The following is a 25,962-nucleotide window of genomic DNA, read 5'->3' on the forward strand; positions in this document are numbered from 1 at the left end:
CAAGCAATGCGTACACAAACAACTCAAGTATTTAATTCAATATGTCGTGCATTGGCTGAAAACTACGGTGTACCCAATGTATCCGATAACTTTGCAGTTGAACCGAGCTTAGAACAAAAACTATACGATAAAGTATATGAATCAGCTGAGTTTCTTACTCGTATCAACCACGGAATGCCAGATGAGATTAAAGGTGAGTCACTATTTCTGAGTGCAGGGGCCGGGGTAACAGGTCGCGCTGGAGTGGAAAAAGATGATACGAAAGAGCGTAAAACAAAAGATGCGTCAAAGCTAGATAGCCGTAAGTATGAGTGCTTTCCTGAAGAGGTAGATACTCACTTAACATGGGCAAAAATGGACGCTTGGGCGAAATTCCCTGATTTTCATGAGCGTTACCGCAACCATGTAAGCCAACAAAAAGCATTGGATATTATTAAGATCGGCTGGTATGGGACTCATGTTGCTGAGTCTACTAACTTAGCTGAGTATCCAATGATGCAGGACGTCAACATTGGCTGGCTTCAGCATATTAGAAATGATGCACCTGATAGAGCAATTAAAGATGGGGCAGACGGCGAAAATGTGAGAGTTGATGAAATTCGTATAGGCGAAGATGGAGATTACGAAAATTTAGATTGTGCAGTGCATGACTTGGTTCAGTTTATCCCACTCCATAAGCGTGTTGGGCTCGTGGCAATTATTGGTGATGAGCTGATCGCTAAAGACAAAGGTAAGCATTATGCAAAAAATGCCCATACACCCAGTGAAAAGCAAAAAGTAGAAATGTCTCAGGTCATTAATACTTATGGGGGCTTACCGAGCTTTCAAGTCTCCTTTTTCCCTCCAAGAGGTATTTTTGTTACCAGCTTTGACAACCTCAGCCATTACATTCAGTCGGGTTCTATAAGAATGAGCATTGAGAATAATGCCAAGAAAAAACGGGTAGAAGACTATGAATCACGCAACGCCTGTTACTACGTAGAAGATTTAGAAAAGGTTGCCTACATCGAATCTGATTCAGTAAAAATCCACAAAAATGCTGATGGCACGTGGTCCTAATTCTCCTGTAAGTGAAACTTTGCCGCCTAGCTGCATGCTGGCGGCACTTTTAAAGAGTGTTTTTATATGAGCCTAGTTCAAAGAGCGTTAAACAAAGCCAAAACAAATAGCGAAGTACCAAAAAGCAACCCTACGCATGCGCAGACTCAAGCCGAGCCAAAAGCGCAAAAGAACCTAGATACGCAAACCGAGTACGCGTTTTTTAAGGCGGCTATGAACTCGGACTTGGCTCAATTAAAAACATTTGGCGATATAAACGATAAAGCGGATTACAAGGCCAAGGCGATTGAGAAAAATGATTATCTTGGATTCTTAACACAATACCGGTTACGTGGTGATAACTATCCAAATATGGTTCTTGCTTGGGTATTTGTTTGGTTAGTTGATTTAAAAAGGTGGAACCAAGCAATTGAGCTTTTGCCACTGCTTGTAGAACAAAAGCAACCACTACCAACCGTATTTTCAACCAAACACTGGCCAACGTTCTTAATTGATCAGCTATACGATGCTGCAAATTGGTACTTGCAAAACAGTTGCACAGAAGATGAATTGGCAAACATGGCCCTTACACTGCAACAAGTAATGTATGCCACACGCAACCAAGACTGGACGGGCAGCGAAATCGCAGGCGGGAAGTTATACGCCATTGCGACCAAATTAGAAGCTACACAGCATAACTATGGTAACGCAGTCCGGTTCGGAAAAATTGCGCAACAGATAAATGAAAAAGCGGGTGTTAAAACGCTAATTGAAAAAATAGAAAAGCAACTGACTTTGAAATAGCTCCAACGCCAGTGGGCAACTTAGCGTAACCAGTTAACAGTATTTGATTGGCTGCTTACGACTAAGTGGCGCCCACACTAATTAACAAGGGGTAGAAAGTGAACATATCAAACATGCCGTTGGCAGAGGTACAAGCAAATGACCAAGTCGTTCCAGGTAATGGGTATTACCCCGACTTGAGCACAGCTTATTTTATAGCACACTTTGCTATCCCCAGCGAATATGCGAACAAAGCAGATGTGATCTGTGACAAGTTAAAAGCAGCGCAAGCCGAGGTCAATCAAGAACTCGACAAGGTTATGCTTAGCAATGGTGAACCTTTAAATGCTCAGCAAGCACTGTTTTACAATTTGGCGGTATATAGCAAAGCTAAAGCAAACACGCTAATTAGCAGATTGGGAAGCACACATAGAGATAACGCCGCTGCACAGCAGCAAGCAAATATTGATAACTATGAATATTGGTTACATCAATTTGTAAACAATATGCGTTTGCTAGTTGGATTAAGTACCACTGCAACGGTAGAGCTACTATGAGCGCGAGCAAAATAGAGCAACTAAAACAGCATTTGCAAAGCGCCCTATACCAAGGCCGTATGCTGGCGAAACCAGAGCAATTTGATTGTTGGATTGAAGGTGGCCGAATAGAGCCAAGCAGTAAAACAATCCATGGTAATGGCTTGTTAGCAGCGCGATTTTACTATTCAGGGGTGATCAGTATAAACCCATGCGCTGCACCAGCTGCATTGATATGTGCATTCGCATCGATTTGGTTACAGAAAAACGGCGGTAAGTACGACAGCTCTGACATTGAGTTTAGTGCCGATGTCAACGACGACAACACTAATGAAGTTGAACTAACGATTGACCAACTTTGCGAAAATATCGAATTAACGCAATCAGATAACGGCCCGTTTGAATTAAACGGCATCCGTTATGACTTTGGGGACCAAAGCCTTTGGATAGCAGAAGCATTTACGCTGCATGGTGAAGTAAGCCGTGCTTAACGTCAAATTTGACGAAGGCGAAAGCAGAGAGCAGTTAGCGTTTTTACAACTCAAGCCAAATAAACGGCGTAACTTGTTACGGGGCGCGATAAGAGCCGCGAACCGCAGTGGTAAAGGGCGAATAACCCAACAAAAAGATCTAACGGGTAAAACGTGGAAAGGCAGAGCTAACGGGCGCAAGAAAAAAATGCTCACAAAGCTAAAGCGTCGAATGAAAGTGCGGTACGGGCCAAATAATGCCAGCGTTTATTTTAAAGATACACGCACTGGCAAAATAGCCAGAGCGCAGCAAGAAGGAATAAGCATTACTGCGCAAGCACCAGAAAACAATGGTGAGCAGCGTAAGGAAGGCTTGGCAACGCGTAATCAAGCTAGGGCATTAATTGCCGCAGGTTACAAAATACCACGAGGCAAAGGGAAGGGCAGCAAACGCCCCAGCATAAAATGGATAACAGAGCACTTAAGTAAAAACCAAGCGGGATTTTTGCTACGAGAATTAAAGGGCGGCTCAGGTAAGAGCAAATGGCAAATTGACTTGCCCGCCCGCTCATTTTTAGGGCAGACGATAGCTGAACAAAAAGAGCAACAGAGTTTTATTTTAAACAAAGCCATGCAAGTGGCGTAAACAAGGAACGATTATGGCACAGGGTAAAGTTTCGGTTGCCGCCATTCAAACAGGCAGTGGTGTTACCAAAGAAGTAGAGCGTAGTGTGTTGTTTTTAGGTCAAGCACCAGAGAACAACGGCAGCATTCTAGCAATTAATGCACAAAGCGATTTTGATAGTTTGCTTGGCGAAGCCGACTCACCATTAAAAACCCAAGTTAAAGCATGGCAGCGCAACGGCGATGACTTAGTAAGTGGCTACGCTATTTCTCACGGAGCGGGTGATGATGTAATGGCGCTTATTGACCAGGCTATGGACCAAGATGTTAGCCCCGAAATTATCGTTGTTTGTACATCTGTAACAGGTAAAGCCGAAATTGAAAGTTATCAAGCCAAAGCACTAGAGATTTTATCAAGCCTTGCTCGTCGTGTCCGTTTCTTACTTGCTGCACCTGGTTTAACTGATGGTCAAAACTGGTCTGATTTAGTCACTGCATTACAACCGTTAACGGATGGTGTTGTTGGTGAACGTGTGGCTGTTGTGCCATTACTATTTGGTGACGAGCTGGGCGCAGTAACAGGTCGCTTATGTAAAAGCTCGGTAACCATTGCTGATAGCCCAATGCGCGTACTAACTGGCGCAATGTCACTCATGCCACTGCCAGAAGATGCAGCAGGCAACCCGCTGACCAATGCAACCACAGCAGCATTAGATGCACTGCGTTTTAGTTGCACCCAGTTTTATCCTGATTTTGATGGTGTTTATTTTGGCGACGTCAACATGTTGGATGCTGAAGGCGGTGATTTTCAGCAGATTGAAACAGGCCGGATTGTCGATAAAGCTGCGCGTGCTGTGCGCATCATAGCTATTCAACAAATCAAAAACCGTCGCTTAAACAACAGTACAAGTGGTATTGAATTTGGTAAGCGCGTAATGGGTAAGCCACTGCGTGATATGAGCAAATCAATTAACATTGGTGCTGACAAGTTCCCAGGTCTGATTGACGCACCAAAAGACGACAGTATCAACCTCACATTTATGGATGCGCGTACATTACAAGTCGTGCTTAAAGTAAAACCGATTGATTCCCCAAGCACCATTATTGTTGGGATCATGTTAGACGACGCAGAGTAAGGACAGCATCATGACGCAGAAAGTATTAGGCGGTAAGGACTTTGACATTTTCATTGGTAATTCAATGGTGCATGTCATGGAAGCCACTGTAAAAATTACCGACGGCCGCACAGTAAAAAAAGTACGCGGTATCCCAAAAGGCTTTATTGATGGCCCTGTCGAAGGTGAGGTAACACTAAAACTTGACCATGAAAACTGGTTAATTGTGCAGGCTCAAGCAGAGCAAGCAGGTAGCTGGAAAGGCATTGAACCTTTTGATGTTGCTTTTAATGCTGAGGTGTCAGCGGGCAAAAAGAATGTTGAAGCCTTTGGTTGTCTACCGCAATTAGATGAAATTATTAACATCAAGGCCGATGGCGGCGAAGAGGATACCACCTCAATTAAATGCCCAATCACCAGCCCTGATTTTGTAAAAATCAACGGTGTGCCTTATTTAACCGCTGATGAAGTGAGAGATCTGTAATGTCAAAAGCCATTCGCAATCTAACAGCAACAACATTACTTAACACCATGAAAGCGTGTGGTCACAAAGTATTTGAGGGTGAATTAAACCTAAACATCATAGGTGTTCGTCATGCAAATACGCGTGCTAACACATTTAATGATGCTATTTGTGTGTTGTATCAACAAGGTGGCGAATGGCAACTTAAGCAGTATAAAGCCACAACGGATGCCGGTATTTACTGGCGTAAACACCCAATTAATGTAGATGGTACAGCTGTGCTAATTGCAGGGCAGCATAAAAGCCTGTGGACATTGGGTTATCACCAGGGCAAATACCGCGCCCTTGTACAACATAAACCTGTTGTTGTTTTACGTGACAACAATCAAGACACCGAGTTAGACACGGACGTCACACCCCAAGCACTGCTACAGCAAGGTTACTTTGGTATCAATTGTCACCGCGCAAACAGCAAAACCACATCAACACAAGTTGATAAGTGGTCAGCCGGTTGCCAAGTGTTTGCAAGCCCAAACGACTTTGATGAGTTTATTGCTTTGTGCGAGCAATCTGCGGGCAAGTACGGCCCTTATTTTACATACACACTGCTAGAACAAGCAGATATTAAAGAGAGTATTGATCATGGCGTTTGAGAAACACATCACATTAGAAACCCACTTTGGCGACATTACATTTAACGTCAATGGCGCTGACTATAACAAATACATTAACTCGACTCAGCCGAATAACAAGGTGCAGCCGGCAACTAACTTTTTGCTAAACACAGTGGTTGAAGCCGACGCTAAAAAGCTCAAAGAGCTGGTACAGCAACCGGGTGCCGCATTGTTTTTAGTGGGAGTCATTGTTGAAGAATACCAACCCGAGTTTAATTTTACAGTAAAAAAATCGAAAGCCGAGCCAAGCAAATAGGCAAAAGCAGGCTTGATCAGTTACTGGCATACCACGCTAAATATTTTGGCAATTTACCAGTAACTGACGAGAGCTTGGCACAGGCGCTTTACCTTGAAACATCACAGCAAGAAAACTTTGTAACTGCCGTAAATAACGGCATTTGCACTGCATTAGGCGGCGAGTAATTAATGGCAACACTCAGCAAATTAGACAAGCTTACTTATTCAATCGGCATCATTGACAAAGTCACCGGGCCGGTTAATAAAGTCATGGCTAAAATTAATCAGCTGAGCCAGCAAACCGCCGCCGCCCAAGATCAAATGATGCGAGGCGCAGCCACAGCCGTCGGTGGTGGTTACGCCCTTGCAAAATCACTTGCGCCCGCTATTGATCACGTTGCCGCTTTAGGTGAAGTGCAATCACTGGGCGTTACTGACGACGCCTTGCAACAACTGACTAAAACCTCCTATAAGTTTGGTTTTCAATTTGGTGGTAACTCTGCCGAGTTTGTTCGCAGTGCTTACGATATTCAATCAGCCATTAATGGCTTAAATGGGTTTGAGCTATCCGAGTTCACCAAAACATCAAACATATTAGCCGTAGCGACCAAAGCGGATGCGGCCACCATCACCAGTTATATGGGCACCATGTATGGCATCTTTGAAAAAACAGCTAATAAGATGGGCAAAGCGAATTGGGTAAACCAAATAGCAGGGCAAACCGCCACCGCCGTACAGCTATACAAAACCACCGGTGCAGAAATGCAAGCCGCGTTTTCAAACCTTGGGGCGACTGCGACAAACATTGGCTTAAGCTCGGCTCAACAATTCGCGTTAGTGGGCGAACTGCAACTGGTTGCTAAATCAGGATCAGTGGCTGGTACACAAGCGGCTTCACTATTACAAGGGATTGGTAAAGCGCAAGATGCATTAGGCATAAAATTAACTGCTGATAACGGCGACATGCTCGCAATTGATGTGGTGCTAGGGCGTATTAATAACCGCTTATCCTCGCTGGGTTCTGTAGCGCGTGGCGATGTACTTACCCAAATATTTGGTAAACAAGGTGCAAAAGCCGTTGATGTACTCAGTACTAAGGTAGACAAATTAAAAGACGGCATCACTGTTTTTGAAAACGTGCAAGACAATTCCAAAGCCTTGGAGATGGCAAACATCATTGCCAGCCCATGGGATCGTTTAGGCGGTTCATTTAATGCAGCGGCTACCGCAATGGGTAACCGCTTATTGCCTGTGGTTGAGCCGTTCGTTGAAATGCTCGCCGCCGGCTTTGCGGGCATTGTGTCACTGACTGAGCGATTCTCATTTTTATCAAGCGTGATCGCAACGCTCGTTGTGGTTATCGTCGCGTTGATCACTGTGCATGGCATCATTATTTTTACGATGGGCCTGTATAAAATGGCGATCGTTTCAACTGCTGCACTGACCGGTGGTTTAACCGTTCTAACAAAACTATGGCAGGGGGCGTTAATCGCACTGCGTGTACTGGGCTTTTTATCACTCATTGCAACGATGGGCGCGGCGGCCATTGCTATTGGCACATTTAAAGCGGTTATGCTCGCAGGTCAAGCGGCTACGTGGTTATTTAATGCGGCGCTTTGGGCAAACCCAATTACGTGGGTGGTAGCAGGTGTTATTGCGCTCATCGCGGCAGTTGGGGCGCTTATTTATTACTGGGATGATTTAGTCGATGCGTTTCAAAATACCGCCTGGGGCAAAGTATTAATGGCGGTGTTTGATAGTGTAAAAGCGGCCTTTAATGGGGTAATTGATAGCGTTAAATGGGTGCTTGAAAAACTCGGCCTGATTGACGATACAGAGGCAAAAATAAAAACAGAGGCAACCTCAACACACGAAAACATTAACCGTGCTCAGCCTAGCAATTTAGTCATGCAAAATGCAGAACAAGCATTCAGCCGCGACTACGGCCAAGCTGTGATTAACAAAGCCGCACAGTTACCAGGCGACAAAGTTACACCTAACTATGCTGCAGCAAATGATACCGTTTACTCGATTAATAATACTGCGGGTATAAATTCAGCCGCACAATTACAGAGCAATAATGCTGTAAATAAAATGAATAGCGAACTGGCACAAACCAGCGCGTTAAACAATACAGTTAACTCAGTAATTACAAACACACAAACCAGCATATCGCCAACGGCTACAGCTATTAATAATTATGCTTCAGCAAATGATGCAATTAACAAAGCCGCATCGAGTACAGCTACAAATGACTATATTGGCCAAAGTGATCAATTAACACAGTTAGCCACACATTCAGCGCTACAAAATACAGTTTCAGCAAATGATGCAATTAACAAAGCCGCATCGAGTACAGCTACAAATAACTATGTTGGACAAAGTGATCAATTAACACAGTTAGCCACACAATCAGCGCTACAAAATACAGTTTCAGCAAATGATGAAATTAACAAAGCCGCATCGAGTACAGCTACAAATAACTATGTTGGACAAAGTGGTCAATTAACACAATTAGCCACACAATTGGCGCTACAAAATACAGTTGCTAATACAGCTAACAATTTTACTAACGCGGCTAACTCGCCTGTATTTGATAGCTCAAGTGTGCAACTTGCTAATGTAGATCAAGTTGTAACACCTGTGCAGCCGTTCCCAACCAACAAAACAGATCAAGCAATTACCAACGCAGCAAATAACAGCGCATACAAAGTGGAGCAACTAAGCACCGAGCAACAACAGCAAAGTAATAGCTATAAAGCCAAAGTGCAAAAGTCAGCGTTTTTACAAAACCTAACCAACAACACAAGTAGCAGCAACTCAAGCGAGAGCGATAATCGTAAGAGTGTGCATATTGATAGCCTAACCATCAAATCAGATGACCTAGCGCAAAGTTTTGAACAAATGATGGAGTTAGCCGGCTAATGGAATTTGATATTGCACTACACATTGATTTGGCAGTTGAAGATAACGACTTTGTTCTTAATGATTCGTTAGATCCTGCAACGTTAAAAAAAGCCGATGTTATCGCTCAGGATATTAAACACCGAATTTTAGAAAGCGGCATATTAACTAAGCTTGTTGGCCTACGTAATAAAAATAGCATAGCCCCCATTTTAACAGAGCTTGAATTACTCACAGAGCAAGACAACCGCATTAAGCCAGGTACGATAAAAGTACTACGTAATGATGACGGTACATTAAACATCGCCGCGCAAACGCGTCAATACGGAGGCCTACAAAGTGGACTTTAAAACCCTAATGCAAAACGCAGGCTTGCCGATGGATGAGCAAACAGCACAAGCGCAATGGCAAGAACAACTAAAAGAACAAAACATACAGGTTGCCAATAACTCACCGTTTGGCCCGTTCTGGCGAACTGTTGAAGCGTTGATCACAAAGCCCGTTGTACAGCTCTTTAATTGGATAGCCCAGCAATTAATGCCCGATTTATTTATTATGACTGCCAGCCGCACAGCGTTAATTGAACGCCACGGCCCCGCGCGTAATGTATTTATTCAAGCAGGCTTAAAAGCACAAGGCATACTCACGTTCACCCGTATCAACACTGAAGGTGAAAGCGCTATTGTTGCTGGTACGCAGGTTGTAACTGATGTGCTTGGCGATACTGTTTATAAGCTCACATTGTTGCAAGATGTTTATTTCAGCGACGCCCAAAGCACTGCATATGCACTAGCAGAAGCTCAAAACACCGGCGCCGCATTTAACTTACCCGCCCATGCTTATCGCTACTTCACAGAAAAACAAGACGGAATTACCGTAACCAACAATGAGGATTGGTTAATTAAGCCAGGTTCCGACGATGAAAGTACCGAGAATTACCGCCTGCGCATCCGTAATGTATTTGGCACTGCCGCACGCTGGCACATTAACGCCGTGTACAAACAAATTATTGCAAGCTTTGCTGTACCAATAGAAAACATTGAAATACAAAATGGCGCACCCCGCGGTCCAGGCACTGCAAATGCGTATATTTATTTAGATGTAGGCCCCGTGCCATCGGCATTGCTTAGCGCGATTAACCAGCATATTCGCAGTGCAGGCCACCATGGTTTAGGTGACGACTTTATGGTTTACGCCATGGCAACCACAGGCTTTGATATTACCGCTACCTATAAATTACACCCACAAAGCGACAGCATTCAGAGTGAATTAACAACATTTATACAAGCCGCATTTAGGCAAAATGCAGCTTATGCACCAACACGTGTAGCGCATAAAACTGTATTTAGTATTAGCCAGTTAATAGCAGAGTGCCACGAACAATTTAGTGAATTGCAATCTATCAAGTTTGATATAGACGATATTACAGCGGCCAACTGGCTACCGGTTCTGGCGTCACTAACAGTAACCGAGGTAGCAAATGGCTAATCAAATTGCTACCTGGCTCAACAAAGGCTACGCCGAAAAACTGGTGAAAGCGGTAACCGGCTACTGGGAGCAATCACGCGACTACGTAATGTGGGCAGTTAACCAAAAAGATGAGTCACAAAACGAAGAGCCTGTGCTCGGGTTCCTTGCGTGGGAGCGCTTAACAACCCGCTTAGATGACGAACCAATAGAGCTATACAGAAAGCGTGTGCAGCATGCACTGGTAAATACGATAGATGCCGGTGAAGTCGCATCCGTTAAAAGTATATTTGACCGTCTTGGGCTGGAGGTACTAAACGTGCGTGAACGCATCGATGGCCGAGATTGGGACATTATCGCCATTGATATGACGGATTCAACCCTTGCAGGTAATACCGATTTACTCCCAGAGCTAATACAACTATATGGCCGTACATGCCGCCGCTACGAATTAACCGTACATAACAAAGCTGATGTAATAATGAGTCTTGGGCTAACGCTTGTGCAATGGGATAGCTGCCACATTGATCACACATTGCATTTGGCCGCACAAAATAAAGCCGCGCAGCAATACAGCCATGGTTTTATTGACTTGCAAAACGAAAGCAGCCACGCGCCACTGCATGCAATTGCGCATAACGTAAAACACACACTGCCTACTGAGTTGCTATATCAATTTTTAGGGCTCGATAACGTAGTGAGCAACACCGCACATCAATCAATAACCACCGATGTACAGCATGTTATTGCTGCACATCATCACTATGGATTTTTAAGTAAAGAGGGCGGTGTCAGTATCGCCAAGGAGATACTATGAGCGAAGCCATCACCGGCATTATGACCAACGCCGGAAGAAGTTACATAACCACCCGAGCACTTGAAAACAAAGGGCTTGATGTAAAAGAACTGGTGTTTGCAAACATACCAAATTTAAACGAGCACGCTGAGCGCAACCCAAATGAGCAAATGCCGAGCTCGTTAAGAATAACGCATCGTCGCAATATTGATGTGTCTGGCTATGTTGACGCAAACACCGTTGCATGGGCCGTGGTGCTAGAGCAAGATATTGGCGACTTTGATTACAACTGGATAGGCCTAGTAACGCAAAACGGCACATTATTAGCCGTCGATTACCTGCCGCTTCAGCGCAAACGCCAAGGTGTAAATAACGTACACAACCGATCGTTTGTTCTTAAGTTTGCAGCAGCGGCGGCACTGGCTCGCATTACCATCCCTGCGCAATCATGGATGTTTGATTACAGCCCGCAAATTGATGCACTAAACGCACTATCACTAACCACAGCAACCGCGCAGGTAAACAACATGTACCGCACGTTGCGCAACTATTTCTTAATGTCAGATTTTACAGTATTTACTAAGGAACTATGATGAGCATTGAACAAATCAACGAAATCGTAACAGCGGCAGACCGTGTGGTTACAGCGGTAGAAAACAAAGCAGCCGAGATAGACTCAAAAACAGCCGCGCTAGCCAGCGACTACAACAGTAAAAAAGCCGCACTTGATCAGCAAGTTGCCGCAAACTCGGCGCAACTGGCAATCGTTGCATCAGACGGCTACCGCAAAGCAATCGAAGATGCATCAGGTGGCCGTAACACAGTAGTAATAGATGAACAGGGCAACCCAAATGTTATGGTGCGCATCCCGCGTTTTAATTACGAAGACATTAACCAAGCCATTCTTGATCGTTTGGGCGTTGACTTAATGCTAGGCACAGGTACGCCAACCATGTTTCAGCGTAATGGCGAGCAAATGGGTGAGGTACTCATTGCAAAATACCTAGCATCATCAGGCGCTAATGGCGGCTGTTCGGTAATTGGTGGTGTGCAGCCACGTACATCAGTTAACTACGATGTAGCAAAAGCGCTGTGTAACAACAAGGGCGCAGGCTGGCACATGATGAGCATTCACGAATGGGCTGCAATCGCACTATGGTCACTAGCCAATGATACCGTGCCACGCGGCAATACAAACTATGGCCGCAGCCACGAAAACAAATTAGAAACTGCACGCCGTTCGGACAATGGCATCCCAGGGGATGCGTCAGGGCTTGCAAGAACCGACACAGGTAAAGGCCCTGCAACATGGTCGCACGACCACACAGACTGGGGCATCCAAGACCTAGTAGGTAACGTGTGGGAGTGGCTAGACCAAATGACGCTAAGTGAAGGTCAGGTAATTACTACGCTAGATAACAACCCAGAAATCGTAGAGGAAAACTGGATCAAGCATTCAGCTTATTTTGACTCACCAGTCGCAAACACAGAAGGCGCAGGCAGTGCTGGATCTCCAGTGCTTAACAGCGCAATTACAAACCGTAATGGCCCAGTGGGCGAAGATAGTAACGACAACCCATATTTAACAAACAGCCATTTTGCAGCTATTACAAAATCAGAAACGTATCAAAAGGTCGAGATTTTACGCCGCTTGCTTATTGAATCCGAATCAACAACCACTGTATCGGGTGCAATCTACTGCCGAAATTATGGCAATCGATTCCCGCTACGTGGCGGCGGCTGGGGCAATGGCTCGATCGCTGGCTTGGGCGCGCTGAACCTCAGCAATGGCCGTTCGTTTGCGAGCAGTGGTATCGGTTTTCGTCCCGCTTTCTTTGCGTAATTGGTTATTGAAATTTGAACCCCGGGCGATAGCCCGGAAATAACATAAAAGGAGATTAATTTGACCGCGCTAGCAATAGAAGAAAAATGCAGAGATATGTTGATGTACGGGTATCAAGCTATACGGCAGTTCCCAAAACATGAAAAGCATGTGCTAGCAGCAGAGATACGAAAGTCTATGCTTCAGTTGCAGCGATTAATAGTTACTGCATTTAAGCGCTACCATAAAAAAACAACATTGACAGAGTTAGATATTGAGCTCGCAATATTAAAGCGACAAGTTCGCTTGGCTAAAGAACTACGCTATATAGATACAAAAAAGTATCAATTATGGATAGAGCGCTTGGTAGAGATTGGCAAAATGCTCGGCGGTTGGATTAAATCAGTAAAGAATAAACAGGCAGTTGCATTATGAATGCACGGAATCGATTCCCGCTACGTGGCGGCAACTGGAACAATGGCTCGAACGCTGGCTTGGGCGCGCTCAACCTCAGCAATGGCCGTTCGAATGCGAACAGTAATATCGGTTTTCGTCCCGCTCTTGAATATGCCAGAAGCAATATCCCCAAGGGGGGTTGTCAGTGCGACTTTGAAAAGGATGCAGCTTCCTCAGCAATTGCTGAAAAAGAAATAAAGCCAGTTGATGCGTCGATTGGCTGTACTTATGAAAAGATATATCAGTTTGAAAATATATTAAATGCTGCATACCAGTGCAGAAAAGGAAAAACCACGTCAGCATCGGCGCTTGCGTTCTTTAATAACCTTGAAGAAAACATAGTGCAGATACAAAACGAGCTAATGTGGGAAATGTACAGTGTATTACCGTATAGGCATTTTTATGTTTTTGAGCCAAAGCGCCGGTTAATTTCAGCGCCGCACTTTAAAGACCGCGTTATACATCGGGCAATTTGCAATGTAATCAAACCGCTGTTCGACAAACAATACATCTATGACTCTTACGCATGTAGAAAAGGCAAGGGAGCGCATGCCGGAGCCGACAGAGCTCAACGATTTATTAAGCAAGTAGAAAGCGAAAACGGCAAAGCCTATGCGCTAAAAGCAGACATAAGCAAGTATTTTTCAAGCATTGATCATCAAATATTAAAAAGCATTTTAGGCGCAAAGTTAAAATGCCAAAGAACAAGAAATCTGCTTTTTTACATTATTGATAAAAGCCCAAGCGACGCAGCTGGAGTGGGCATTCCGCTCGGTAATTTAACGAGTCAGATATTTGCAAATATCTATCTGCACGAACTCGATCACTTTGCAAAGCACACATTAAAAGCAAGGCGGTACATTCGTTACATGGATGACTTTACAATTATTCACCATGACAAAAGGGCGCTGCATGAATACAGAGAAAAAATAGAGGGGTTTTTATATAAAAACCTACGGCTAAAAACAAACAGCAAAACGCAGGTGTTCCCAATAGCAAAACGCGAGGCCGCTCGCTAGACTTTTTAGGGTACAGAATATTTGCAAACCACAGACTGCTAAGAAAAAGCAGTGTAAAGAGAATAAGCACAAAGCTAAAAAAGTTTAGAAAAGAGTTTTCACAAGGCAAAGTGACACTAGCCGAAATAAACCAATGCGTGCAATCGTGGTTGGGCCATGCAAGCCATGCCAACACGCACAGCATAAAGCTAAAGTTATTTAACACTCCATTTAAAAGGTAAAACTATGTTTACATATATCTACAAAGGCGCAAGCCACAGCAATACAACCGCTGAGTACATGCAAAACTTAGGCATGGACCAAGAGCAAATCGACTCAGTATTAAATCAGCAGCAGTTTGAGCTAAGCCAAAATGTTGAAAAGCGCCAAGCCGCTTACAAAGCCGAGTCAGACCCTTTATACATGGAAGCACAATACGACGGCACGCCTGTGTCATACCAAAAGTGGCAAGACAAAGTAGCTGAAATCAAAACTCGCTACCCACTGCATGACAATGCATAACGTAGCGCTTTGTTATCACCAAACTGCCGCCCCTTGCTCAATGCAAGTGGGCGCGCAGTTGCTTGCGTCTGCCATTAAAGACGACTCGCGCACCGATAAACCAGCAAGCTATGGCGGTTTATTGTTATCAGTGAGTGCAACCGATCCCGCAGCACTTGCCAGTAAGTTGGAATCAATAAACGAATACTGCCCAATCCCTGAGTTTATCGCCTGCGGCCGGTATGCAAAAAGCCAAAGTACATTAGAGCAAACTCAGCTCGTAACCTATGACGGCCAAAGTATCGAATGGCAAATCAACACCCTGCAAAACCTATTACCAATTCGTGAGCAGCTAATAGCGGACGAACTCGCCACAATAAATAGCAGCGGCCAGCAATTAATCACCACTATTGACGATGCATTAACACAAACAGCAGAGCTAAAAACAGCCCGCGACGAGCGGTTAAATCAAGCGCAATTCACCGCTCAAAGTAGCGGGGTAGATGTGCAATTAATAACAGCAGGCACAGCAAAGCAGCTAGCCGACTCAGTTGCTAGCAAAGGCAATGAACATAGCTACTGGGCACTATGTTTATTCGTTGGTGAAATGGGCGAACTTAATAAAATTAAAGAGGTGTTATGAGCTTAGCAATTGATGGCTGGAACATACCGGGGTTTGAAACCCGTGTTGATGCATCGGTAAAATTAGCAGGTGGTGATATGTCGGGGTTTGGTAGCTTTGCGCTAAGTAGTGATCAGGGTGTTAAGCCAGGTTTAATAACTGTAAAAACAAAAATACCCATGCTGGATGAAAGCGAGCTAGCAGCCATTATCGCTAAATCAAAAGCGCTAGACGAAAACGGCGCCCGTGTTGTTTACACCATTACCAATGCATTAGCCGAGGCATATAAAATTCGCAAAGCAAAGTTTGATGGCGAAGTAAAAGCCACTGAGCTTGAAGACAAAAAGGCATGGCAAGTGAGTTTTAAGCTCGTTGAAGTTCAATCAGTCTCAGAACGTGAGCAACAGCAGCTAGATGAACAAGCCAGCACCAACGCCGAGGCACAAGCAACAACCAGTAACGACGATGTGCAAAATAAATTTGCTGAGGTAGAAGGGCCATGAGCACCCGCCTATCAAATACGTTAACGATTGGTGGCAGCACAGTGACTAACATAGTAAGCAAAACAGTACAGCTCGATATTGCCAGCGCTGGCCGCGCAAAGTTTGAAGTGTTCACAGAGCAAGAGCCAAGCGGCTTGGTTGAACTGCACCTAGGTTACACGCTAGATAATATGATCCCGTATTTTCTAGGCGTCATAGAGTCAAAACACCACGCCAATGGCCGTTGGTATTTAACCTGCCGTGAATTACTCGGCGCGTTAAGCTTTCCCGCGCCACTGGCTGTTCGTCACGCAACAATTACAGCCGTGCTTGATGAACTAACAAAACTGGGTGTTGAGTTCGTAACCCCTGAAAACGCAGAGTATTTAAATCAAATAACGCCAGCGTTTTATCACAGCGGCACAGGTGTTGAGGCACTAAGGCAAATTGGTAAAGTATGGGGCATTAATGATTTTATATTTCAGCAGCGCCCAGACGGCAAAATATTTGTCGGAAGTTGGCGCGACTCACGTTGGCCGCTCGCAGCTATCAATGACTTTCCAGAGCATACAATAACCGCTAAAAGCTCAACCACTGGTGAGCTAATAGCTATCCCAAAACTAAGACCAGGCATAAAACTAAATGGGCGGTACATTACCGAAGTAACCCTAATCAACGACAGGATGCACATACGATGGTCAAACAAGCCATTAAGCGCCTAATACAGCGCTATTTTCCAGAGTTGAGCGAGCGTAAACACCTGCCGCAGCTAGCACGTATTGAAAAAATATACGACCTGCCAAGTGATGTCGCTGCAATTAGCACCGCATTTAGACCATTAAAAGCCGCCGACATACAGTTATTAAACCCGCTAACTTGCGAGCCTTTGGACGTTCCTGTGTTTCAGCAAGTAACTCTTGGCACAGGGCAAGCATCCGATCACGGCTTATTAAATGAACCTGCACCAGGTATGCACTGCCTAATACAATACATCGATGGTTTAAACAGCCATCCAGTGATCACCAGTTTATTACCATGGCGCAGCTTAGTACCAGAACACAAACGCACCGACGTAACACTGCAACAAAACAGCCGAAGCAAAATACAAGGTCGCGACGGAAACTGGCACTTAAACACTGACGGCGATATAACCCAAACCAGTGATACGAGCAAAACAACAGCACGCAAAAGTGAACAAAGCTATCACCAACGCACCTGCAGCATAGATACACACGACATCCTAAAAATAGACGGCAATCAGGTTAATGAGGTGATGGGCGCGCTAAAAACCGTGGTCGGTGAAAAAGCTCTAATCACCGCACTTGAAGGGGTGCTCATTGGGAGTCAAAAAACGCTTGAAGTCAAAGCACATGACAACCTAACGTTAGAGTCGCTTAAAACGCTGCATGCAAAAGCAGCAGAGCTTGCAAAAGTAGAGGGCACTACAGTTTGGGTCGGCAATGACTCAGTAAATGTATTGCAAATTCTCTGCGATTTAATTGTCATTGTCAGTGATACCAACAAAACTCTATCATCCCACATTCACCCCCCTGGCAAACCACCCGCACAATCGGGAGACTTTTCTGCATATGCAGCAGATGCGCAAGGACTCAAAGGGGATTTAGATCCTATCGTGGGTTAAGTTACCCACAGATTTTGTGATTAAGCTGTGCAAATATCTGAATTGGAAGCCGAGGAATGATCGCAAGAAACGTTTTTTATCACGCCACATTCAACTATGGTGGTGCAACTAGTCAATCTAAATTTGTTTGGGGTGTTAAAAATTTTGACATGTCGAAAGGTCTTAAAGAGCAAATATTAGACAACGTTGGTGAGTTTGATGTTGATTTGATTTTTAACTTTCAGATCACTGCTTTTAATAACATTAGTATTGAAGATACAGACTTAAAGCTAACTGATGCGATAAAGACACTATAAAAATATGATAGAAGCTAACTCAACTTCAATGGTGTTAGCACTCATAGTCTAAACGGGTCCAAGTTGTTTAAAAAGTCATTAGTATTTGTTGTTGTGAGTGTGTGTATGGTTGTGTGTGCCATACGTTATTGTTAATAACAAAGGTTATATAAATCAATACATTGCATTTGTATTATCATAATCGTGCCAGTAGATGGTCGCGATATTTTGATTGTTGTTAGAGTCATTATGCTGGTTGTTATTTATCATAAAATCAGTGGCTTACTTTATTAATCAAAGGCGGTTAGGCCGTTTATGTTGCGAGTAATCATGGTACGAGCCCCTTACAGAGCTTCTATTCATTAGTCATTTTCACGGCGTTACACAACACAATAATCAAGAACGTTTGGTTTGCTACATTATCGCATATAGCGTGACTAAGAGTAAGGCGCAAAATAACAAGGAAAAGGACTGCTCATGAATGAGAGAGTATAGATATTTCGATATGGTCGAGTATTTGGGTGGAATTTAATTGTTACTATACTTTAAATCTCGAAAAATAATGGATGCAGAAGCAAATTGACTATACGTATTTTGTGTAATCCTTGGCGTTGTTGGGGTTATAATTGCGCTCTTTTGTTACAGTGAATGATCCCCATTAAAACTGTTTTTACTGCTTGTAGATATCTTCTGATAAATAGATATTGGTATACAGTGAATGGTAAACAGGTACTTGTGTATTCAATGTCATCTAATAGGTTATGTTAAACAAGCCCAATGCAGTATTGGGCTTGAACAAGAGCGCGACTAGAAAACCAGCAGCTTAATGGCTTAGCAACCTAACCGTGAGCTTAACCCGCCTATATTGCCCTCAACGTCAGTTGCTTGATAACTGGGTAAACTTGGCAGAAGGTTCAATCCAGAGCGCGCTTCAACTTCATCGATGGTGACTTCGGTTCTGCAAAAATCCAAATATCGACTTGATGTTTGTTCCATAATAAAAGCGGATGCTTTCACATTTGAGCCGATAACGGTGAATACCACTTTAAAATAACCCGAAGGGATGGTGTGAGCTTCATTCGCCTGCGGTAGGGTTGCAAAATAGTATTCGTATAAAGGTCCAGTTACGACGTAGGCATTGTCACCTGTTCTGGCAACGCTTCTTACTGCATTTTCCAATTGCACCCAAGGTCCTTGATTTAAGTTAGATGACTGCGGGGTGATGTTTGACAGGTAGTTTGTATCACTCCAATGGTCAGTATTTGAAAAAGAGGCGAGAGGAACTTGGTGTCCTCTATCTGTCTGAATGGTTGCCCATGCATCTTGGTAATCGTTAGGTTCCAAGGTGTATCTACTATAAATTTTTGGATCTGCCTTCCAAGTGCGTGAGCGACTAGGGCCATCAATGGTTTTAGGGGTTACTTTGTAGGCTGCCCAATCGGCAAATTTGGTCTTGCGGTTGTTACTTAATACATAAATTGGGCGCTCGACGATATCGTTAGTCGATGATGCGCCAGTAGGGCAACCATAATTACTACAGCTGCTTGAGTTTGCAATCGCAGCAGAACTAGCGGTAAGTAAAAGTAATAATGCAATCTTCACGTTTAAATCCTTGCATAAAAATTTTCACAAAGGCTAAAGGTAAACTGTGTCAATTTAATGTAAATATAGTGTTTTTTATATTGGGGTGTTAGAGCTAGATATCGGCGGAGATGTAAGAGTCAATAAAGGGTATTGTACTAGTTTCGACCATACCTCAAAGTTTCGAGGTTTTCAGTGGCTGCGTATTTTGGCCGTTAAGCTCGTTTTGCTCGTGTCTTTTTCGTAATGCGTAAGCTGATGGGGGTGACTCACTGAACTTTGAGCAATCGTTCATTTTGAGAGTCGAGACGATAATCATCACCTCAAAATACTTCATGAGATGATCAAAATTCACTCCATTCCAATTGAATTCAATTAAATATTGTAATTGCATAAGTTCCAACAGATCACCTCGTAATAACTTGTGTGTTATACTGCGCCACAATTGAGATTTAAGGGTATTGAAATTGCAATTTATCGCGTTAACTTCTATTGGTGTTGAGCAGCTTTTGGTCGATGAACTAAAGGCTTTCGACTTTGAAATCAATAAGCAAACCATTGGTTCGGTAAAATTTACTGGTGCTAATTTAGATGTACAAAAGTTCTGTATGCTGACTCGCTTTGCGACGCGCGTAATGCTTTTGGTGGATGATCAAAATGAAGTTAAAGATAAGGAGTCGCTATATAAATTTGCCAGATTTCAAGCATGGCAGGATTGGTTCAGTCCCAAGCAAACCTTTGCTGTGGAATTTTCCGGTACTAATAGCGCCCTTAAAAACACCCAGTTTTCTGGATTGGTGATCAAAGATGCGATAGTGGACTACTTCAGTGACTTATTCGAGCAGCGCCCTAACATTGATAAAGAAACTCCAGATCTGCGTATTGTCGCAAAACTTACAAAGCAAGGCTGTGCACTGTATATCGATTTTTCTGGTCCTCGTCTATCTGACAGAGGCTATAGAGATAAGCAGGGTAAGGCACCGATTCGTGAACATCTTGCGGCAGCGTTGGTTAAAAGAAGCGGTTGGCTTGATGACATCAGTAAGCCTTTATTTGATCCCTGTTGTGGTTCCGGTACTTTGCTAATCGAAGCCGCCTCAATGGCGCTGAATCTTCCTACAAACTTAAATAAAGATTTTGCTTTCAAACGGTTACCAAGTTTTCGACAAGCAAAATTCGATGAGCTTAAAGCTGAGCTAAAAGCCCAAGGAACAGAGCAAAATCTTTGGCTTATCGGAAGCGATATCGATGAAAAAGTATTAAGTATTGCTAAGCGAAATGCTGAGCGAGCAGGGGTTGCAACACATATCAAATTTAAACATGAAGATGCAAATTGTCTTACCGCAGCAGCCAAACGCCCAGGCACCGTGTTAAGTAACTTACCTTATGGTGAGCGTTTAGGTGGTATGGCAGAGTTAATTTCACTGTATCGCAATATGGGTGTGGCATTTAAAAAGCATTATAAAGATTGGCAACTTGCGCTACTAAGTAGTGATGAAAGCTTATTTAAAGTGCTGAAGCTAGCTCGCAAAAAAGGCTACAAGTTTAAAAATGGTCCGCTTGATGTGTTGCTTAACTTGTATGAAATGAATGAACAACAAGTACAACAAAGCAGCGATAGCAACGGATTAAACTTTGAAGGATCGGCTGCGTTTGCAAATCGACTAAAGAAAAACCTTCAAGGTTTAAAATCATGGATAAAGTCAGAAAACATTAAGGCTTACCGTGTCTACGATGCCGATATTCCTGAGTATAACGTGGCAGTTGATGTGTATAACCAAAGCGCTGTCATTTTTGAATACAAAGCACCTAAAGAAATTGATGATGTGGTTGCAGAAAAACGTTTGCAAGACGTGATCACGCTGACGGCGCAACAGCTTGATATTGATCCGCTTAACATCGCAGTTAAAGTCAGAAAGAAGCAAAAAGGACAAGAACAATACAAAGCGTTCGATAAACAAAATAGAACGGAAATTGTTGAAGAGTTTGGTGTTAAGTTCAAAGTAAATCTATTTGACTACTTAGACACTGGGCTATTTCTTGACCATCGCTTAGCGCGCAAGTTTATCCAGCAAAACGCCAAAGATAAGCGTGTTCTAAACCTGTTTGCCTATACAGGTACAGCTTCTGCCCACGCGGCTTTTGGCGGAGCAAAAGCGGTGACTACCATCGATATGTCGAAAACCTATTTAAAGTGGGCAGAAGAAAACTTTGAATTAAATGGGTTGAAGAACTCTCGTTATCGCTTTGAACAAGCAGATTGCTTGAAGTGGCTTGAACATGCAAAAGGGCAGTACGACCTAATTTTCTTAGATCCACCGACGTTTTCTAATTCGAAGCGAATGGCTGATGCTTTCGACGTACAACGCGATCACATCAAACTACTCGGCTGGGTTAAAAACATATTGGCGCCAGGCGGAACATTGCTGTTCTCAAACAATAAACGCGGCTTTAAAATCGACGAAATGGCCTTAGCAGGGATTGGGTTGACAGCACAAGAATACTCAAAGCACACGCTTTCTCCTGACTTTAAGCGTAATAAACAGATCCACAACAGTTGGTTAATCAGACATGCCTAATTACGTTTTATTCCATACGGATGGCTGTCATTTATGTGAAGATGCATTGGCTCTTATACAGCAATGCTTGCCATCAGAGCATGTGTTCTTAATCGACATTGTAGAGACTGAACAATACATGGCACAGTATGAAACTCGAATTCCAGTGTTAAAAAGACAGGACACAGAACGAGAGTTAGGTTGGCCATTTAACTTAGAACAACTACAAGAATTTATAAAATAATATGGATTTAATACGCATAGCTAAAGCGCAACTCGCGTTTGGCTCAAACCCAATATTGGACAATGCAGAAGCGGTTATCGAGTCCGGTGAACGAGTTTGTATTGTTGGCAGAAATGGAGCCGGTAAATCAACCTTATTAAAGGTGTTGGACGGTCAGCTGCAATTAGATGACGGTGAGATTATCAGTGTCAGTGGACTGAAAATCTCAAGGCTAGAACAAGATCCGCCCAAAGGGGCACATGGTTCAGTATTTGATTATGTTGCTGGTGGTCTTCCGGCCGTTGCTGAGCTACTAATCGAGTTTCATGAAGTGAATGAAGCGCTTCAGAACGATCAATCTGAAAAGCTAATGAATAGACTTGAGCGACTAACCCAGCGCCTTGAAGCCGAAGATGCATGGCGGTTTGAGTCACGTATTAAAGTGGTTCTGAGTCAGCTACAACTTGATGCTAATATGCGTTTAGAAAAACTATCAGGCGGTTGGCTTCGAAAAGTTGCTCTGGCCAAAGCACTGGTTAGTGATCCCGACCTGCTACTACTTGACGAACCGACTAACCATTTGGACATGCAAAGTGTCATTTGGCTTGAGCAATTTCTCAAAGAATTTAAAGGTGGCATCGTCTTTATTTCTCACGATCGTGCATTTATTCGCGCCATGGCTACTCGCATTCTTGATTTGGATCGAGGCCAGTTAGTTTCGTATCCTGGTGATTATGCACAATATTTGGAACAAAAGGCTCATGATCTTAAAGTAGAAGAACAGCAAAATGCGTTGTTTGATAAAAGGTTAGCTGAGGAAGAAGCTTGGATCAGACAGGGCATTAAAGCTCGTCGTACCAGAAATGAAGGCCGAGTGAGAGCACTTAAAGCGCTGCGTGTAGAAAGAAAACAGCGTATTGAACAACAAGGTAAGACTGACTTTAATATTGAATCAGCAGAGCGCTCGGGTAAGCTGATTTTCGAAGCTCAGCATCTCAGCCATAGTTTTTCTGACAAAGCGATTGTAAAAGAATTTTCCACCATTGTGATGCGCGGTGACCGCGTTGGATTGGTTGGACCAAATGGAGTGGGAAAAACAACGCTATTGAAGTTGTTGTTTGGGGAGATAAATCCAACTCAAGGAAAAGTGAAGCAAGGTGTAAACCTAGAAGTCGCTTATTTTGATCAATACCGCGATAAACTTGACGAAGAAGCTACGGTTCAGGATAACGTGGCTGAAGGTAAGCAGGAAGTTAACGTTGGTGGTCGCTCTCGTCATGTACTTGGCTACTTACAAGACTTTTTGTTTCCGCCAGTGAGAGCAAGAACACCCGTCAAAGCTTTGTCAGGCGGTGAGAAAAACCGCTTATTGCTTGCCAAACTCTTCCTAAAACCTTCAAATGTCATTGTGCTGGATGAACCAACTAATGATTTGGATATTGAAACACTAGAGTTGTTAGAAGACATCCTCAATCAATATGATGGCACTGTGTTGGTAGTCAGTCACGATAGGGAGTTTATCGACAACACCTGTGGTAGTGTTTGGGCATTTGAAGGCGACGGTCTAGTTACCGAAATTGTTGGTGGTTATAGTGACTACGAGCATTATAAACAAAAACGAGACCAGCAAAGAAAAGAACTAGAAAAAATATCAGCTGAAAAACAGGTCGTATCAGAGCAAAAGAAAACACCAACGCCAACTCGTAATAACAAGCTGAGTTACAAATTAAAACTTGAATTAGAGTCATTGCCCAGTAAAGTAGAGGAACTCGAAAAAGCTGTTGAAGAGCAGCAGCAATTGGTTAGTGATCCTGATTTTTTTAAACAAGATCAACAAACCACTCACGCGGCGTTGAACCATTTAGCTGACCTAGAGTCGAAGCTGGAAGCCGCGTTTGAGCGTTGGGAAGAATTAGAAGCATTGCAGAATCAGCAGTAAGGATTGAAATGAAACTTAAATTATTGGCCACAAGTATTGTTTTGGGGCTAGCAAACCAAGCGACAGCCGCTACTTATCAGTTAACAGAGCTAGCTCGCCACGAACAAAGTAAATATACCTACGTGACAGACGCCAATGAAGCTGGCGATGTAATTGGTTATGCTTCAGGGTTATTTAACCTACCTGTAGACGTTAGCTATATCGATTTTGAAGATAGCGGAATAAAAAGACTTTATGACCAATTTGTATCGAATTACGAATTAAGAGAAATTGAAGTTACCTTTACATTAGAAGATATAGAAAACGACAGCTCGATCCTTAAAACTAATGAGCAAGCACATGCGTTTATGTTGGATTATCTCCAGCGCGTAGTTTCAAGTTCTCAGAAATATCAAAAGCTATATAGTGCAATAAGCTTAACCTATGATAATAACTCGGCGAATGAGCACGTACTGTTTGATGTTGAAAAACCTGAATATGACGGCCTGACGCGTTCGGTAAGCAACTATTTAACCAGTATCGCAAGCGATGGAACGTTGGCAAGTTGGGGCTCTGCACCTTATGAAAAAACCGTATTTACCAAAGAAGGTGAAACAGAAGAAGAAACCTACTTTGTTAGAGACTGGGAATCACGAGGTTTACTTGAATCGCCTTCGGGGAAACGCGTGGTTATTGAGCCCGAGTTCGACCAGTATGGTGGCACCGTTGTCATTACAGATATTAAACTAGATGCCAATGGCAATTATCAAGTCGTTGGTCAAAGCTCGACTGGGTTACAAGTGGATAGAGCAGAAGACATTGCTGAAAAGTGTGATGGCGTCGACAATCCGGTCAAAGTGTGCATTGCTGCTTATGGCAACATCTATCATAAAAGAGCTTACAAATGGGTTTTTGACGCGGAACTAAATTTACTTAGCAAAGAAAACCTAGGCCTTGGGTTTTCACCTGATGAAGATGATGATAACGCTTACAGCAGTATAGCGATGGCGGTGAATTCAGACGGTGTCGCTGTGGGTTATTCGAGAGCGCGTAGACAAAGTGATGATAGATTATTGCCATTAGTACAGGCCGGTTATTATCAAGATGGTGAGTTTAAACGAATTAAAGAAGTAGAGTATTACTCAGAATTTAGCAGAGCTGTCGACATCAATGACAACAACATTATGGTTGGTGTAAAAGGTCTTTACTCGAGCTACAACCGCGCGGAATACGATTCGAAAGGTTTCTACTTTGATATTAACGCTGGCGCTTATCATGAGCTACCAAGTTACCATGAAGGCTCGGAACTCGCCGTAAAAGACATTAACAATCATGGTGTTATTGTTGGGCAAGCTGAAGTTGAGAAAAACACGTCAAGCTCTAGAAGAGAAGCTTTTCTCTACAATTTGGGCGACGAAAAGCTGACTAATCTAAATTCACTGCTTCCTTGTCGTGGCGATGATTTTCCTTATGTCGTTGCTGAAGCTGTTAAAGTCACAGATGACAATAAAATTTATGCCATTGCGACCAAAACGGTAGAAAAACGTGATTCTTTGGGACAGATAAAAACTAACAGTAAAGGTGAGACTGAGTACGAGTCGGTGACATTGCCGGTACTATTAACTCCAATTGCGGGTGAAGTTGAAAGCTGTACGCCGCCAGAAGCAGAAACCTATGAGAGAAAATCTGGTGGTTGGGGATTACTTAGCTTGGTATTGTTGCCGTTGGTTTACTTACGTCGTAGATTCAATTTGAAGTAAGTAAAGGCAACGCTTAA

The 25,962-nt window shown here is 43.4% G+C and carries 29 protein-coding genes; 28 read left to right on the plus strand and 1 reads right to left on the minus strand.

Features of this window, described 5'->3' with window-relative positions; genetic code table 11:
• The first annotated feature begins 6 nt into the window (after positions 1 to 6).
• The 24 genes from ACSLBF_RS08210 (at position 7) to ACSLBF_RS08325 (ending at position 17,926) form a co-directional block, all read left to right on the plus strand.
• Positions 7 to 1,059, plus strand: coding sequence for a phage major capsid protein, P2 family (locus tag ACSLBF_RS08210; protein ID WP_440056121.1), 1,053 nt, complete (start codon positions 7 to 9; stop codon positions 1,057 to 1,059).
• A 66-nt stretch (positions 1,060 to 1,125) separates the two neighbouring features.
• Complete coding sequence (gene gpM / locus ACSLBF_RS08215) at positions 1,126 to 1,842, plus strand: phage terminase small subunit (RefSeq protein ID WP_440056122.1); 717 nt, start codon at positions 1,126 to 1,128, stop codon at positions 1,840 to 1,842.
• Between the two features lie 98 nt (positions 1,843 to 1,940).
• Positions 1,941 to 2,378, plus strand: coding sequence for a head completion/stabilization protein (locus ACSLBF_RS08220; RefSeq protein ID WP_440056123.1), 438 nt, complete (start codon positions 1,941 to 1,943; stop codon positions 2,376 to 2,378).
• Complete coding sequence (locus ACSLBF_RS08225; RefSeq protein WP_440056124.1) at positions 2,375 to 2,848, plus strand: phage tail protein; 474 nt, start codon at positions 2,375 to 2,377, stop codon at positions 2,846 to 2,848. Before ACSLBF_RS08220 ends, ACSLBF_RS08225 begins: the two co-directional genes overlap by 4 nt.
• Positions 2,841 to 3,473, plus strand: coding sequence for a phage virion morphogenesis protein (locus tag ACSLBF_RS08230; RefSeq protein WP_440056125.1), 633 nt, complete (start codon positions 2,841 to 2,843; stop codon positions 3,471 to 3,473). The genes ACSLBF_RS08225 and ACSLBF_RS08230 overlap by 8 nt, the downstream gene beginning before the upstream one ends.
• Before the next feature lie 13 nt (positions 3,474 to 3,486).
• The gene (locus tag ACSLBF_RS08235) at positions 3,487 to 4,587 is read left to right on the plus strand and encodes a DUF2586 domain-containing protein (RefSeq protein ID WP_440056126.1); all 1,101 of its coding nucleotides are present in this window, start codon (positions 3,487 to 3,489) and stop codon (positions 4,585 to 4,587) included.
• A gap of 10 nt (positions 4,588 to 4,597) precedes the next feature.
• Positions 4,598 to 5,050 (plus strand): phage protein, encoded by a 453-nt coding sequence (locus tag ACSLBF_RS08240; RefSeq protein ID WP_440056127.1) that lies wholly within the window; start codon positions 4,598 to 4,600, stop codon positions 5,048 to 5,050.
• Positions 5,050 to 5,682, plus strand: coding sequence for a hypothetical protein (locus ACSLBF_RS08245; protein ID WP_440056128.1), 633 nt, complete (start codon positions 5,050 to 5,052; stop codon positions 5,680 to 5,682). Before ACSLBF_RS08240 ends, ACSLBF_RS08245 begins: the two co-directional genes overlap by 1 nt.
• Positions 5,672 to 5,959, plus strand: a complete 288-nt coding sequence (locus ACSLBF_RS08250; protein ID WP_440056129.1) for a putative phage tail assembly chaperone — start codon at positions 5,672 to 5,674, stop codon at positions 5,957 to 5,959. Before ACSLBF_RS08245 ends, ACSLBF_RS08250 begins: the two co-directional genes overlap by 11 nt.
• A gap of 23 nt (positions 5,960 to 5,982) precedes the next feature.
• Entirely contained in the window at positions 5,983 to 6,126 is a 144-nt protein-coding gene (locus ACSLBF_RS08255; RefSeq protein ID WP_409076818.1) for a DUF6890 family protein, read from the plus strand.
• Positions 6,127 to 6,129: 3 nt separating this feature from the next.
• A complete protein-coding gene (locus ACSLBF_RS08260) occupies positions 6,130 to 8,865 on the plus strand; it encodes a phage tail tape measure protein (RefSeq protein WP_440056130.1) in 2,736 nt (911 codons plus the stop codon).
• The gene (locus ACSLBF_RS08265) at positions 8,865 to 9,194 is read left to right on the plus strand and encodes a DUF2590 family protein (RefSeq protein ID WP_440056131.1); all 330 of its coding nucleotides are present in this window, start codon (positions 8,865 to 8,867) and stop codon (positions 9,192 to 9,194) included. Before ACSLBF_RS08260 ends, ACSLBF_RS08265 begins: the two co-directional genes overlap by 1 nt.
• Positions 9,184 to 10,332: a baseplate J/gp47 family protein gene (locus ACSLBF_RS08270; protein WP_440056132.1), complete on the plus strand. Its 1,149-nt coding sequence runs from the start codon at positions 9,184 to 9,186 to the stop codon at positions 10,330 to 10,332. The genes ACSLBF_RS08265 and ACSLBF_RS08270 overlap by 11 nt, the downstream gene beginning before the upstream one ends.
• On the plus strand, positions 10,325 to 11,128 hold the full coding sequence (locus tag ACSLBF_RS08275) for a hypothetical protein (RefSeq protein ID WP_440056133.1): 804 nt from the start codon (positions 10,325 to 10,327) through the stop codon (positions 11,126 to 11,128). Before ACSLBF_RS08270 ends, ACSLBF_RS08275 begins: the two co-directional genes overlap by 8 nt.
• On the plus strand, positions 11,125 to 11,700 hold the full coding sequence (locus ACSLBF_RS08280) for a phage tail-collar fiber domain-containing protein (protein ID WP_440056134.1): 576 nt from the start codon (positions 11,125 to 11,127) through the stop codon (positions 11,698 to 11,700). Before ACSLBF_RS08275 ends, ACSLBF_RS08280 begins: the two co-directional genes overlap by 4 nt.
• A complete protein-coding gene (locus tag ACSLBF_RS08285) occupies positions 11,700 to 12,950 on the plus strand; it encodes an SUMF1/EgtB/PvdO family nonheme iron enzyme (protein ID WP_440056135.1) in 1,251 nt (416 codons plus the stop codon). The genes ACSLBF_RS08280 and ACSLBF_RS08285 overlap by 1 nt, the downstream gene beginning before the upstream one ends.
• 60 nt (positions 12,951 to 13,010) lie before the next feature.
• Positions 13,011 to 13,364: a diversity-generating retroelement protein Avd gene (gene avd / locus ACSLBF_RS08290; protein WP_440056136.1), complete on the plus strand. Its 354-nt coding sequence runs from the start codon at positions 13,011 to 13,013 to the stop codon at positions 13,362 to 13,364.
• Positions 13,361 to 14,404, plus strand: coding sequence for a reverse transcriptase domain-containing protein (locus ACSLBF_RS08295; protein WP_440056137.1), 1,044 nt, complete (start codon positions 13,361 to 13,363; stop codon positions 14,402 to 14,404). Before avd ends, ACSLBF_RS08295 begins: the two co-directional genes overlap by 4 nt.
• 225 nt (positions 14,405 to 14,629) lie before the next feature.
• On the plus strand, positions 14,630 to 14,905 hold the full coding sequence (locus tag ACSLBF_RS08300; RefSeq protein WP_440056138.1) for a hypothetical protein: 276 nt from the start codon (positions 14,630 to 14,632) through the stop codon (positions 14,903 to 14,905).
• Positions 14,898 to 15,527 carry a hypothetical protein gene (locus ACSLBF_RS08305; RefSeq protein WP_440056208.1) on the plus strand — a complete coding sequence of 210 codons (630 nt, stop codon included), beginning with the start codon at positions 14,898 to 14,900 and terminating at the stop codon, positions 15,525 to 15,527. Before ACSLBF_RS08300 ends, ACSLBF_RS08305 begins: the two co-directional genes overlap by 8 nt.
• On the plus strand, positions 15,524 to 16,009 hold the full coding sequence (locus tag ACSLBF_RS08310; RefSeq protein ID WP_440056139.1) for a hypothetical protein: 486 nt from the start codon (positions 15,524 to 15,526) through the stop codon (positions 16,007 to 16,009). Before ACSLBF_RS08305 ends, ACSLBF_RS08310 begins: the two co-directional genes overlap by 4 nt.
• A complete protein-coding gene (locus ACSLBF_RS08315) occupies positions 16,006 to 16,710 on the plus strand; it encodes a hypothetical protein (protein ID WP_440056140.1) in 705 nt (234 codons plus the stop codon). Before ACSLBF_RS08310 ends, ACSLBF_RS08315 begins: the two co-directional genes overlap by 4 nt.
• Complete coding sequence (locus tag ACSLBF_RS08320; protein WP_440056141.1) at positions 16,683 to 17,630, plus strand: hypothetical protein; 948 nt, start codon at positions 16,683 to 16,685, stop codon at positions 17,628 to 17,630. The genes ACSLBF_RS08315 and ACSLBF_RS08320 overlap by 28 nt, the downstream gene beginning before the upstream one ends.
• A 56-nt stretch (positions 17,631 to 17,686) precedes the next feature.
• A complete protein-coding gene (locus ACSLBF_RS08325) occupies positions 17,687 to 17,926 on the plus strand; it encodes a hypothetical protein (RefSeq protein ID WP_440056142.1) in 240 nt (79 codons plus the stop codon).
• Positions 17,927 to 18,736: 810 nt separating this feature from the next.
• On the opposite strand, the gene ACSLBF_RS08330 is transcribed toward ACSLBF_RS08325, so the two are convergent.
• Complete coding sequence (locus ACSLBF_RS08330; RefSeq protein WP_440056143.1) at positions 18,737 to 19,507, minus strand: DNA/RNA non-specific endonuclease; 771 nt, start codon at positions 19,505 to 19,507, stop codon at positions 18,737 to 18,739.
• A 446-nt stretch (positions 19,508 to 19,953) separates the two neighbouring features.
• Between ACSLBF_RS08330 and rlmKL the strand changes: the two genes are divergently transcribed.
• The 4 genes from rlmKL to ACSLBF_RS08350 are packed head-to-tail and all read left to right on the plus strand — an operon-like array spanning position 19,954 to position 25,945.
• Positions 19,954 to 22,065, plus strand: coding sequence for a bifunctional 23S rRNA (guanine(2069)-N(7))-methyltransferase RlmK/23S rRNA (guanine(2445)-N(2))-methyltransferase RlmL (gene rlmKL / locus ACSLBF_RS08335; RefSeq protein ID WP_440056144.1), 2,112 nt, complete (start codon positions 19,954 to 19,956; stop codon positions 22,063 to 22,065).
• Positions 22,058 to 22,288, plus strand: a complete 231-nt coding sequence (locus ACSLBF_RS08340) for a glutaredoxin family protein (protein WP_440056145.1) — start codon at positions 22,058 to 22,060, stop codon at positions 22,286 to 22,288. The genes rlmKL and ACSLBF_RS08340 overlap by 8 nt, the downstream gene beginning before the upstream one ends.
• Position 22,289: 1 nt before the next feature.
• Positions 22,290 to 24,206, plus strand: coding sequence for an ATP-binding cassette ATPase Uup (uup, locus tag ACSLBF_RS08345; RefSeq protein WP_440056146.1), 1,917 nt, complete (start codon positions 22,290 to 22,292; stop codon positions 24,204 to 24,206).
• A gap of 8 nt (positions 24,207 to 24,214) precedes the next feature.
• Entirely contained in the window at positions 24,215 to 25,945 is a 1,731-nt protein-coding gene (locus ACSLBF_RS08350) for a DUF3466 family protein (protein WP_440056147.1), read from the plus strand.
• Positions 25,946 to 25,962: the final 17 nt, after the last annotated feature.

Source organism: Pseudoalteromonas sp. T1lg65 (assembly GCF_051930985.1).
Classification (GTDB): Bacteria; Pseudomonadota; Gammaproteobacteria; order Enterobacterales; family Alteromonadaceae; genus Pseudoalteromonas.